Genomic DNA, 12,648 nt, shown 5'->3' on the forward strand with positions numbered 1-12,648 from the left:
TTTTTAATGTCCTTGACAAAGGGTACAGTTCAATTTTAATCTCCTGCCTTCCTAGGTTTCTTATACGAAATCAACAAGATCCTTTACCGGAATCCGAGTTGTTTTGAATGCTGGCGCTGCTGCTTTTCCTACAGCAATCAATACGATTGGCATATAGCGGTCAGACACTTGGAATTTCTCGATGAACTTTTGCTTATCAAAACCGCCCATTGGAACGGTGTCATAGCCTTTCGCTTTTGCAAGTAACATCAGTTGCATGGAAACTAAACCTGCATCGAAAGAAGCAATATTTTTACGAACCTCTTCAGGTGCTTGAGGGTAGGTGTTGTTTGCACTTTCAATTAAACGATTCATGTTGGCTTCATCCATAAACCCAGCTTCGAAATTGCTACGATACACCCTCTCAATGTTGTTATGCATTTCTATATCGCCAAGGACAGCAATCACAGCTGAAGACGTTTCAACAGGTTCTTGATTGTAAGCAATTTGACGAAGTTCCTTCTTCGTCTCTTGATCATCAATGACGATGAAACGCCAAGGTTGTAGATTGCTAGAAGAAGGAGCAAGGGTTGCCTCACTCAAGATTTCTTCTATTTCCTCCCGAGCAATTTTAAAAGTAGGATCATATTTTCGAACAGAGTGACGATCTCTGATGATATCTGTTAAGGTTGACGTTGCTGTAGTAGACATGCAGTTTTCCCCCTAGTTGGAATTCACTTACTAATAGTAAGCGTTTTGCGTTGATAAGCTTACTATTTTACAAGTGAAAGAGTCAAGCAATGAGTTTGGGGGAAGACAAGGGACTGTCGTTTACCGCGTTTTTCGAATTTCCTTGGGTAGAAATAGGATAAATATAAAACTAATAATGGAAAGGATTGCTAGTCCCCAGAACACGTTGTGCAGGGAGATAGAGAGTCCTTCTTCTAATAAATGAACCACATCGGTAGGGAGGGCACTTCGTTTATCTGGGTCGAGCATGGTGTTGGTGACGTCTAAGTTTACTGTTTGCCCCAAATTACCAGCCTGCCCTTCGAGGTATTTTGATAAGCGCGTATTCAAAACACCACCCATTAAGGCGATTCCTACCGTATTCCCAAGAATCCTCATAAACATATTGGAGGCTGTGGCCACACCGCGAACCTTCCAGTCGACGCTGCTTTGAATCGAAACCACATAGGTGGTCGTCGTAAAGCCCATTCCCACGCCAATAAAGAAAGAGCCTACTCCTACAAATACTGGTCCAAATGCAGGTTGGGAGAGTAAGAGTATGCTGGTCCCGATTATCAAGCCGAAGCCACCAATTAAGGCTGTTTTTAATGACCCTAATTGTACTAATACTTTACCCGCGATGGTTGAAGAAATGGGCCAGCCAATCGACATCATGGCAAGAGAAAAGCCAGCAACAGTAGCAGATTGAGCCATGACACCCTGAACATAGGTTGGTACAAAACTGATTACCCCAATCATGATCATCCCCGTGGTAAGAGCCCCAAGATTGGATGCAAAAATCACTCGGTTTTTCCAGATGTGTAAAGGCATCATAGGTTCTTTGGCTCGTCTTTCTTGTAAAAGAAAGAGAGTGATTCCAATAAGAAACAGTGCAAATAAGCTGAAACTTGGGAGGGATGACCAACTCCAAGCAACGCCTCCTTGGATAAGTGCGAGCATCAGCGCACTTATGGAAACGAGCAATAAACCTGAACCGAGGTAATCGATTGAGTGTTTTTTCTTTTCCACATTTTCATGAAGATAAAAAATAATTCCAATAAGCGAAAGGACTCCGAACGGGATATTAATCCAAAACACCCATACCCAGTCAAGATAATCAACAAATAGTCCGCCAAGGGCCGGTCCAACAATGGCGGAAATGCCCCAAACGCTTGCAAGATACCCTTGGATTTTTGCGCGTTCGGCCATTGTATAAATATCCCCAACAATAGTGGTGGCAATCGGTTGAACAGCACCCGCTCCGATGCCCTGAATTAAGCGGAAGAATATTAGCATAGGCATGGTCGTTGCAATCCCACAAAGAATCGAGCCAATCATAAAAATGACAACCCCGAAGATATAGACTGGTTTTCGACCAAATAAATCAGCTAGTTTTCCGTAGATCGGAATCGTGACTGCTTGCATCAATAAGTAAATTGAAAATACCCAGCTGTATAAAGAGAAGCCCCCTAAATCTGCGACAATACTTGGCATCGCAGTGGCAATAATCGTTCCTTCAATCGCCGCCATAAACATTCCAATTAAAATAGCCCCAAAGACAAATGCCCGCTTCGTTGTCTTTTGGCTATCCTCACGATCTAGTATTTGTTCCATCCTTTTCACTTCCATTTTTTGAGAGAATATAAGCTACAGTTTTTTATTATACACTATTTGGGAGGGACATAGGGACCGTTTAATGCCGCTTACCATTACGGTAAACTGTGTTTATTACCATAATATTCGAAGGTGGTGACATCAAAAGGGATTGGTCATCACCATGACTCTTGATTTTAAAAATCCAAACAAAAAGCAACATGCGGCTGCATGTTGCTTTTTGTTTAGAGCTAAGCAGAGAGATCTTTATCTTACTCTGCTACATTCGCCCACTTATACTCGTAAGTTGCACCGAATGGATTTACAAATACTCCTTCAACTGTTGGAGAAACTAATTGTGCTCTTGAAGCCTGGTAAACAGGAGCGATAACCGCATCTTCAAAGAGTACTTTTTCAGCTTCTAGGAAGTTGTTGTAACGAGCTACATTGTCTGTAGCAAGAGTGGAAGCTGTGTCAAAGACTAATTTGTCATAAGTTTCACTAGAATAACCAGTCCAGTTGTTTCCACTATCTGTTGTAAATAGGTTCATATAAGTGAATGGATCAAGGAAGTCAGGGCCCCATCTTGTAAGCTGAAGCTCATATTGCATACTATCATCTAAATCAAGACGTTGCTTTTTCGGTACTTGTTTAATGTTTACCTTTAAACCTTCAAGATTTGTTGAAAGTTGGTTTGCTACATATTGAACGAGTGTTTTTGTTGTTTCGTCATCATCTGCAAGGAATTCAAGTTCTACAGAATCTTTGCCAATCTCTTTAAGGCCTTTAGCCCAGAATTCTTTAGCTGCCTCAAGGTCATAAGCTGAAAGGTCGCCACTCACTGCACGGAAATCCTCACCTGTCTCAGGCATTGGAGTGAAGTCTTTTGGCACTAGGCCGTTTGCCACGATAGAACCGTTGTTTAAGATTTCACCAACTAGAGCTTCTTTGTCAAATGCGCGGCTAAGAGCAGCACGAATATTTTTATTTGCTAAAGCATCATTTGATTCTTGGTTAAACTTCAAGAAATACACGAAAGTATCTGCTGATACTTGGTAATCCTCATCTGTGGAATATTGATCGACAAGGTCAGAAGTTAAATCAATTCGTTGAACAGTACCTTCTTCATATAATGCTAGTGCTGTTTGTGGGTCTTTTACGACTTCGAAATTCAATTTGTCCATTTGTACAGTTTCTGCATCCCAATAATCTTCGTTTTTCTCAAGCTCCCAAGAGTTGCTTGTGCTGTCCCAGTTTGTCATGGTATAAGGTCCATTCGATAATAGGCTATCTGCGCTAAGTGCAAATTTATCGCCTTGTTCCTCCACAAATTTTTGGTTCAATGGAAGGAATGTACCGAAAGTTGTTAGTGTTTCAAAGTACGGTGTTGGATTTTCTAATTCAACTACTAGTTTGAAGTCACCGTCAGCTTTTACTCCAAGTTCTTCAACTGGTTTTTCACCAGTGCTTACAGCTGTTGCATTTTTGATGACGCCATTCATCATGTACGGGCCATATTCTGATCCAGTATCAGGATTTACGGCACGTTGCCAAGAATAAACAAAGTCATGAGCCGTTACAGGGTCACCATTTGACCAAACAGCATCTTCACGTAGTGTAAAGGTCCAAGTTAAGCCATCTTCGCTAACTTCATGCCCTGTTGCAATTCCGTCAGATGGTTGTGTTTCTTCATCTAAACGGTATAACCCTTCTGTTGTTGCAGCTAGAAAGACAAATGAAGATTCGTCTGTAGCTAGTGAAGGATCCATTGAAGGAATGGCTTCTGGGTTTGTAAAGCTTAGTACTTTTTCCCCAGCCTTTTCTTCTGTTTTTCCTTCATCTTCTGAGCCTTCATTACTAGCCGGCTCATCCCCAGAGCATGCCACTAAGCCAAGACTTAGTACCAAGCCCATTGCTAAAAATAATAACCAATTTTTTAGCTTCATTCTCTCTCCCCCTTAAAATATGTTTGTTTTTAAATTCTAAATATTATACCTAAATAGAATAATCTAAAACTATAAGACTGATTATACGGTCTAGTTGGATGGCTTGTAAAGTAAATAATAGCGAATTTTAAAAATATTTTTTATGTATTATAGGGAAATATCAAAGAAGGGTTATTAATATAAAAGGATAGTAAATTATTTTAACTGAATAAGAGGAAGGGAAAAGTAAAAGTAAACATTGGAAAGTTGGAAGATTAAAGGAATTGAAATAAACCTATTATAGTCCCAATGATCAATATCGTCCAAAATCTTGAGGGTAGATTGAAAAACTTAAACGGAGACATATTCAAGGATACATCCTAAGTAAACAAGTAAGACTCTCTATTTGAAAAAATGATAAATGCAAGAAATACACAGGCTAGGAGATAATATTTGGGAAGCGGTTTGGCTAAAAAAAGCAAAGGGAAGAAGGGAAAATAGTTCCGATAAAGTGGAGAAAAGCTTAAATTCATAGCATAAATAGTAAGCGGAATAACAATACATAAAAAAGGTTTGGGAAAATCCCAACCTTTTTGTCGGTGATAAGTTATTATTATGCGATTAAAATAACCGTTAGTTGAGTATATCTTTTAGAAATGTTCCAAATCCATGACCTGCTAAGTACATGGTGTTGCAAAGCTGCACGGTCATATCTATTAGGTTACTTAATCCAAATGCTACCAAGCCAATAGTAGCTATTGCTATTATTAGTCTCATACGACACCCCAATTTCAAAAATAACACTTACTAATAGAACTATCTTATATTCGTTTTACCACAAATCCCAAGATACTTCTTAAACATTCCTGTGGTAAACTGAATCACTATATTCGTTAAATCTACTTTACCATATAATACAAATAAATCCTTTTGTTCTTTATAATTGAATAAAATTACGATAAAAAAATAAAATAGCACCCCGCATCATGACAATATCCATTGTCATGAAGTGGGGTGCTATTTACGATGCAAACTTAGGCTTATTTCTTATGGGCGTGGTATGAACGAAATAGATTAATTATTTATTATGCTAAAAATGTTGCTAATTTATTATTTATATAATGTTAATCCACAAGGCACTACAGAAAGGGACCGTTTACTTTTTTACTATTTATATTCTGTTTTACAAATTATTACATATCGTAAGGGTTTATACCGGCGGAGAAAACATCGAAAACAAGCATATAGTTAAAAAAACGATTAAGAATTTTTTCATAGAATAAAATCACCCTAAAATAATAGTAGGAACTACACCATTGTACCATGATAGGCATAAAGTTTAGTTGGTAACTAATGCTAACTATATGGGGGTGGGCATCTTCAGTGTACTGTTTTCCTTTTGTATATTTTCTCGATTAAGTGCCCTAATAGTGCACCCAATAGACCGAAGACTAAACCGTTCTGAACGGGAAAGTGTAGAAAGCTTAGAACTCTTAGTTCTTCAAACAGGCTTAGGTTATGCCAAAAAAGGCCAAGGTCCATGCCGATGACCAAGCCGAAAAACCAACCAGTAAAGAAGGTTCTTTTAAGTGGACCATTTCCGTTTGAACGGTAATTTATGCTTTTGGCATAGTTGTAAGCTTGCCAAACAGAATAGCCGTAAACAGCAGGATAAAATAGCCCCCATTCATAATTGATGATCTCGTGGGCTTGTTGAAAGTCGCCATTAAAGGAATAAAGAATGGCGAGATTTAAGTTTGAAAAAAGATTAATTAGAAACTCTAAGGTCAATAGAAGAAACGCGGGGATATAATCTCTATTATAAAGTTGACCTAGACCAGGGAGTGCAATGGACCAAAGCATGGCTGCAATAGGGCTTTTGTAAACTTGTTTTTGTCGCATAGTATTCTCCTTCGGGAAGAATTTAATAAACAGCTTTTCTCTATTAAACAACTTTTTGATAGGGAATGGGGAATAATTATGAAAATTTAACAAAATTTAGGAGGTAAGTACTAATTGTCATGGTAGTCAAGCAGGATAAATGAATACCTGGGCACTTTACAAGTAGTTGAGCGTATGTGCAAAAGGACGGTCTTGCTTCCAGTAAGGATAAAAGCAAAACCGTCCTTTTATTTTCTAATTCATCTGTTTCTTATCTTTTCCTAAGATAATGAGTTCGTATGGATCGTTTCGAACATCTTTTGTGAGATCGTCTGTTTGAATAAATGTATGGATCTCTTGCTCAATTTTAACAGCCAGTTCCTTAGCAGAAGCATGTGTTGATTTTACAGATGTTTTCACTTTAATTTGTAAGGGCAGGGGATGGAAGGAGTAGGAGAACCCTGTCACCTTGAATTCTTCGTTTTCCATTAACCCTCCGACTAAGATATGAATGATTCCTGCTTCTTCCCAACGTTTTTCTTGCTCACGTGCGGCCATATCAATTTTCCGAATATCGAGCTTGAAGTCGTCCCCATACGGTTTTGCCACTGTGCGTAATAAGTCTTCAAGCTCAGCGATTCTCGTTTCCGTTTTGGGAATCGCTACATAAATGTACTTCTCAATTTCATTTATTCTGGCCTGAACTGGGAATGGCATATCGTAATTGTGTTTCTCGAGTTGAGCAATGATGCTTTTTTCTAATTCGCTGCTAGCTTTTATATACTTCTCCACTTCGGGACTGTCCTCTGGGATTGGGTCATAGACGGTTTTATCATGAATGACTTCTATTTTATAAGTTCCAAAGTTATTTTCTTTTACAGCGGTGTTCACCAGTGGAATTACACTTTCTTCAATCTCCTTTACCTCTGTCTTTGTCCCACCAAACCATATAGTAATCTCTCTTTTTGGAATCGATACTTCGATATTACGAAGGTCATTGTACTTTTCATCCTTCATGGCCTCAAAAACAACATCTTGTAGAGCATTTTTATATTCCTCTTGTTGAATAAACAAACTGAAATAAGGGATTTTTGCAGCAACTTTTGCCATGGTTGGTGAAAAATAAGCTGAGCCAATAAATAAAAGAAAGATGGCAGCCGCAGCTAAACCGGTAAGCGCTAGTTTCTGTTTTGGTTTTTTCTTTTGAACGGGACTCTCTCCCTTTTGAATAGCCTCAAAGACTTGGGTTTTATTCTTTTCATCAAAATGCAATTCACTTAAGTCTGGATGTTGATTCGGGTATTTAAACTGTTCCATGGATCCCCACTCCTTCCATCTTCAGTTGTAAAGCTTGTCGTCCCCGGTGGAGTCTAGTTTTAATCGTATTGGTATTTAGGTTCAACATTTCCGCTATTTCCTGAATGGATAACTCTTCATAGTAAAATAAAATCATCACTTCTCTAAATTTAACCGGGAGATTCAATACTTGTTCAAAGATGGCTTCTCTTTCTTCGCGATCCACTAATTGTGCCTCAGTGGATTTGGAGCCACTTTTTAAAAGCGAAACGAGCATATCCTTGTAGGTAATATTTTTATATGTCCAACTTCGCAACATATCTTTGCACTTATTCACCGTAATTCGGTAAATCCAAGTTTTATAGGAAGCTCTATTCTCGAATCGATCCAAATGGTGATAACAGCTAATAAACACCTCTTGTGAAATATCCTCCGCTAGTTGCCTTTGCTTTAGATAAGTAAAAGCTAAACGCAGAACCATATCGCCATATTCCTCCATCAGCCAAGTGAGCAATTCATCTTTAGAAGCAGAGCCCGGTGGAGCCGACTTATTTGTTTCTTCCGTAAACATCCCATATCACCCCTCATTTTCAACAGATTAGACGAGACAAAAGGAAATATGGTTCCCTTACTTTTTAAAAAAGGAATAAGGAGGATGGTTCGAAGCAAAGAAAAAGATCAGATTATATGATTAATCGTAGCCGTGATTGAGGGGATTGGAATGAAAGGTGAATAACGAGGATTTCATAGGCTACTTTTTCCGAAGGTTTCCTCTTGAAAAGGTCTATGAACCTTTAATAGAGCACTTTCTATAAAAGATTCCTCTTAAAAAAGGTCCTATGAAGCTTTCATAGAGCACTTTTACCAAAGGATTCCACTAAAAAAGGTCCTATGAAGCTTTCATAGAGCACTTTTACCAAAGGATTCCACTAAAAAGGGTCCTATGAAGCTTTCATAGAGCACTTTTACCAAAGGATTCCACCAAAAAAGGCCCTATGAAGCTTTCATAGAGCACTTTTACCAAAGGATTCCACTAAAAAAGGTCCTATGAAGCTTTCATAGAGCACTTTTACCAAAGGATTTCACTAAGAAAGGTCCTATGAAGCTTTCATAGAGCACTTTTAGCAAAGGATTCCACTAAAAAGGGTCCTATGAAGCTTTCATAGAGCACTTTTAGCAAAGGATTTCACTAAAAAAGGTCCTATGAAGCCTTTCATAGAGCACTTTTAGCAAAGGATTCCACTAAAAAAGGTCCTATGAAATTTTCATAGAGTAGAATCTACAAAGTTTTCACATGCCTCCTCAAAAAAAAAGCCGTGACAGGGGGGAGTCACGGCCATTACTGCTTATTTAAGGGCAGCTTCTACTTCTTTGACCATCTCTGCCACAGAGGTAAGTCCGCCGCCAGATAGGTACCAGTAGTCTGCGTTAAGATAAACGACATTGTCGTTTTTCACTGCTTTAGTATTTTCAACAAGCTTATTTTCAACAATGGAGGTTGCAGACGATTTTCCGCCTTCTACCACGGATCCACGGTCAACAATAAATAAGTAATCAGGGTCTTTCTCAACTAAGTATTCAAATGAGATATTTTGTCCATGGGTTGAAACTTCGATATTCTCATCAACTGGTTTTACTCCAAAAACATCGTGAAGAAGACCGAATCTTGAACCAGATCCATAAGCGCTGATGTTCCCTTCATTTGCTAGGATAATTAGTCCATTTTTGCCATTAGACGCTGCTTTTTCATTCAAACCTGCAATGGCTTCTTCTACCTTAGCAACTTCTGTTTCTACTTCAGATTCCTTGCCGAAGATCTCACCTAGCAATTTAGCATTTTCTTTGTAAGAATCCATGTATTTTGTTGTATCAAGCCCCATAAAAATGGTTGGAGCAATTTCACTGAATTCTTCATATGAATCTTGTTGTCTTCCAGAAATGATAATTAAATCTGGAGCCATTTCATTGATTGCTTCGAAGTCAGGCTCTTTTAAGCCACCTGCATCTAGATATTTGTCATCATTGTACTTTTCAAGGTAACCAGGTAAAGATTGTTTAGGAAGCCCTGTTACTTCCACGCCAAGCTTATCAAGTGAATCAAGGACACCGTAATCGAAAACTACAACTGTTTCTGGGTTTTTCTCAACCTTCGTTTCCCCAAGCTGGTGGGTAACCGTCATTGTTTCAGCTTCTTTATTGGACTCATCTGCATTGCTTGCTGAATCATCTGATCCACATGCTGTAGCAAAGAGTGCAAGTATTGTAATTAAGATAAAGGCTTGCCATTTTTTCTTCATCGTTTACACCTCGTGAATGTTATTTATAGCTAAATGATAATGATTTTCAGTATCATTTGTCAACATAAATTTTGTGAAAACTCATAAATATTTTTTCCTCCATAGTAAAAAAGAAGCAAGGGGGACGATTCTTTTACTTCCAAACTTGAAGTAGAAGCACCGTCCCCCTTGCTTCCTAACGTAGAGAGGAGAGGCCCTTATTGGTAAGGTTGTTAATGATTTCGGCCATTTCTTTTGGCGTTTTGTCCATTCCGTTTTTAAGCCAGATTTCGAGAATGTGGATGCTGCCGCTTATCGCAAATAAGCTTGCATACTCGGATGTTATTGAATCATCAACCGGGTAGCTGCTCATCCAACTTTTTACTGTGTAGTCGTGTGCGAGCATCATGACGCGCTTTTTAAAGCTAGGGTCGCCATTTTCACTAAATAGTGTTTCACAAATGTCGCTATTAGCTGCTACATACTCGACAATCTTTTCTATCATTTGAAAGGATTCTTCATCTTGGTTGATATTATAGTTCAGCAGTGTTTCGTTCATATCCTGAATGATTTCTTCTTCGACTTGGGTAAGAAGGTCATACTGATCGGAATAGTGCGAGTAGAAGGTGGAGCGATTGATATCGGCTAGTGCACAAAGTTCCTTTACCGTAATACTAGAAATCGGCTTTTCTTTCAACAGCTTCATTAAGCTTTCTTTTAAAATCATTCTAGTATATTGGATTCGTCGATCTAATTTAGAATTCAATAAAACCACACCTTTCTCACATATATCCAACACATTAAACTGGTTTGTTGGAAATCAAACACATAATAATTAACTGTCTGTTGAAAAACCAACACGATGTCCATTATAATGTTACAGGGAAACAGATGCAAGAAGGAGATGGTTTCAATCGACATCGCAGCACGAATACTAAAGTATAAGAAATCCATTGTCATACTATTTGGCATCATCGCTGCCATCTGTACGATTGCACAGTTTTTTGTGTCTGTTAATTACAATATGGTGGATTACCTGCCAGAGGACGCACAATCGACAAAAGCAATGGAAATCATGGAGCAAGAGTTTGACGGCTCTGTTCAAAATACACGAGTCATGATCAATGATGTTTCGATACAGGAAGCACTTATTTTCAAAGAAAAGCTTGCTAGTATTGATGGAGTCTCAGATGTAACCTGGTTAGATGACGCCATTGACATCAAAACGCCTTTAGAAATTGCGGATCAGGACACGGTAGAAAATTACTACAAAGATAACAAAGCCTTGCTTTCCTTTACCATTCGCGAAGGAGATGAGGTTGCCGTCACAGATGCAATTTATGAACTGATTGGTGAGGAAAATGCCATGTCAGGGGAGGCGCTTGATACTGCAACTTCGCAAAAAATGGCAGGGACGGAATCAATGTATGCAGCGGCATTATTGGTCCCAATCATTATTTTAATTTTAGTTATTTCAACAAATTCCTGGATGGAACCGGTGTTTTTCCTGACAGCAATTGGGGTTTCAGTCCTTATTAACTTAGGGACAAATCTTTTTATTGGGGAGATATCCTTTGTGACCCAGTCAGTTGCACCAATTTTGCAGCTAGCGGTCTCGTTGGATTATGCAATCTTCCTCCTGCATAGCTTTTCAGATTACCGCAAAGAAATTGAGGACCCTGAAGAAGCGATGCGACTCGCAATAAAAAAATCCTTCCCGGCGATCGCAGCGAGTGCTGCAACGACCTTCTTTGGATTTATTGCCTTATCGTTTATGAAGTTCGAGATTGGCTCCGATTTAGGATTGAATCTCGTAAAAGGAATTTTATTAAGCTTTATCAGTGTAATCGTCTTTTTACCGGCATTAACGCTCTTGTTGTTTAAATGGATTGATAAAACACAGCATAAACCGTTGATTGGGAGCTTTAGGAAAATCGGCAGTAAGGTCGTTAAAGTTAGATTCCCTAGTTTATTGCTTGTTTTCCTATTAATCGTCCCAGCTTTTCTCGGTCAAAGTAAAACTGATTTTACGTATGGCATCGGCGAACATCCAGAGACCACACGTGCGGGTCAGGATGTTACGAAAATTGAAGAGACGTTCGGGGGCTATACTCCGATGGTGTTGCTCGTCCCAAGAGGAGATGTTGTGAAGGAAGAAAAGCTGGTTCAGGAATTAGAAGAACTAGACTCAGTGACAAGTGTTCTGTCTTACACGAACCTCGTCAGCTCGGTGATTCCTCCAGAGTACCTTGAGGAGTCAATTACAGAACAATTTTATTCAGAAAACTATAGTCGGATAATCCTCCATACGAATGCAGGAAACGAGGGAGATGTGGCGTTTGCCTTGGTGGAAACCGTCGAAAATCTGGCAGCAGATTATTATGAGGAAGACGTCCATGTTCTTGGAGAAAGCGTAACCTTGTATGATATTAAAACCACTGTTGAAAAAGACAATGTGATGGTCAATCTGCTTACGGTTATTACGATTGCTATCGTGCTATTGTTTACATTTAAATCGATTTCGATTCCAGTGGTGCTGCTATTAACGATTCAAGCAGCCGTTTGGATCAACTTATCGGTTCCTTACTTTACCAATTCATCGTTGGTCTATGTCGGATACTTGATTATTAGTACCGTACAGCTCGCCGCGACGGTCGATTATGCGATTCTTTTCACGGAGGACTATAAGGAAAACCGCAAGAAAATGTCTGCATTGAAGGCAATTAAGAAAACAATTGATGAGAAATTATTTTCGATTGCAATATCTGCTTCCATTTTATCAAGTGTCGGGTTTATTTTATGGATTACGTCATCCAACCCAATCGTTGGGTCAATCGGCTTGCTACTAGGAAGAGGAGCATTATTGGCCTTTATCTTGGTTGTCTTTTTCCTTCCAGCGATGCTGCTTGTCTTTGACAAATTGATTGATAAAACGAGCTTGAAAGCAAATTTCTATAAGGAGAAATGAT

General features: G+C 38.9%; 9 protein-coding genes. 1 reads left to right on the forward strand and 8 read right to left on the reverse strand.

What is annotated here, in order from left to right; genetic code table 11:
• Positions 1 to 60 precede the first annotated feature (60 nt).
• From H0185_RS20425 to H0185_RS20460, 8 genes are all read right to left on the reverse strand, one after another.
• On the reverse strand, positions 61 to 690 hold the full coding sequence (locus tag H0185_RS20425) for a nitroreductase family protein (RefSeq protein ID WP_221875351.1): 630 nt from the start codon (positions 688 to 690) through the stop codon (positions 61 to 63).
• Between the two features lie 120 nt (positions 691 to 810).
• Complete coding sequence (locus H0185_RS20430; protein ID WP_246629324.1) at positions 811 to 2,322, reverse strand: MDR family MFS transporter; 1,512 nt, start codon at positions 2,320 to 2,322, stop codon at positions 811 to 813.
• Between the two features lie 251 nt (positions 2,323 to 2,573).
• Positions 2,574 to 4,247, reverse strand: coding sequence for a peptide ABC transporter substrate-binding protein (locus H0185_RS20435; RefSeq protein WP_221875353.1), 1,674 nt, complete (start codon positions 4,245 to 4,247; stop codon positions 2,574 to 2,576).
• Positions 4,248 to 5,606: 1,359 nt separating this feature from the next.
• The gene (locus H0185_RS20440) at positions 5,607 to 6,128 is read right to left on the reverse strand and encodes a hypothetical protein (RefSeq protein WP_221875354.1); all 522 of its coding nucleotides are present in this window, start codon (positions 6,126 to 6,128) and stop codon (positions 5,607 to 5,609) included.
• A gap of 234 nt (positions 6,129 to 6,362) precedes the next feature.
• Entirely contained in the window at positions 6,363 to 7,424 is a 1,062-nt protein-coding gene (locus H0185_RS20445) for a DUF4179 domain-containing protein (protein ID WP_221875355.1), read from the reverse strand.
• Positions 7,411 to 7,974 (reverse strand): sigma-70 family RNA polymerase sigma factor, encoded by a 564-nt coding sequence (locus tag H0185_RS20450; protein WP_221875356.1) that lies wholly within the window; start codon positions 7,972 to 7,974, stop codon positions 7,411 to 7,413. The genes H0185_RS20445 and H0185_RS20450 overlap by 14 nt, the downstream gene beginning before the upstream one ends.
• Positions 7,975 to 8,749: 775 nt before the next feature.
• Positions 8,750 to 9,700 carry a siderophore ABC transporter substrate-binding protein gene (locus H0185_RS20455; RefSeq protein ID WP_221875357.1) on the reverse strand — a complete coding sequence of 317 codons (951 nt, stop codon included), beginning with the start codon at positions 9,698 to 9,700 and terminating at the stop codon, positions 8,750 to 8,752.
• Between the two features lie 175 nt (positions 9,701 to 9,875).
• A complete protein-coding gene (locus H0185_RS20460; protein WP_343223185.1) occupies positions 9,876 to 10,454 on the reverse strand; it encodes a TetR/AcrR family transcriptional regulator in 579 nt (192 codons plus the stop codon).
• A 129-nt stretch (positions 10,455 to 10,583) separates the two neighbouring features.
• Between H0185_RS20460 and H0185_RS20465 the strand changes: the two genes are divergently transcribed.
• Positions 10,584 to 12,647 (forward strand): efflux RND transporter permease subunit, encoded by a 2,064-nt coding sequence (locus H0185_RS20465; protein WP_246629325.1) that lies wholly within the window; start codon positions 10,584 to 10,586, stop codon positions 12,645 to 12,647.
• Position 12,648: the final 1 nt, after the last annotated feature.

The organism is Mesobacillus maritimus, assembly GCF_019749255.1.
GTDB lineage: Bacteria > Bacillota > Bacilli > Bacillales > Cytobacillaceae > Mesobacillus_B > Mesobacillus_B maritimus_A.

Coding starts and splice junctions, on each gene's coding strand:
- H0185_RS20425 (WP_221875351.1), bottom strand. CDS start 690: ATGTCTACTACAGCAACGTCAACCTTAACAGATATCATCAGAGATCGT.
- H0185_RS20430 (WP_246629324.1), bottom strand. CDS start 2,322: ATGGAACAAATACTAGATCGTGAGGATAGCCAAAAGACAACGAAGCGG.
- H0185_RS20435 (WP_221875353.1), bottom strand. CDS start 4,247: ATGAAGCTAAAAAATTGGTTATTATTTTTAGCAATGGGCTTGGTACTA.
- H0185_RS20440 (WP_221875354.1), bottom strand. CDS start 6,128: ATGCGACAAAAACAAGTTTACAAAAGCCCTATTGCAGCCATGCTTTGG.
- H0185_RS20445 (WP_221875355.1), bottom strand. CDS start 7,424: ATGGAACAGTTTAAATACCCGAATCAACATCCAGACTTAAGTGAATTG.
- H0185_RS20450 (WP_221875356.1), bottom strand. CDS start 7,974: ATGTTTACGGAAGAAACAAATAAGTCGGCTCCACCGGGCTCTGCTTCT.
- H0185_RS20455 (WP_221875357.1), bottom strand. CDS start 9,700: ATGAAGAAAAAATGGCAAGCCTTTATCTTAATTACAATACTTGCACTC.
- H0185_RS20465 (WP_246629325.1), top strand. CDS start 10,584: ATGGTTTCAATCGACATCGCAGCACGAATACTAAAGTATAAGAAATCC.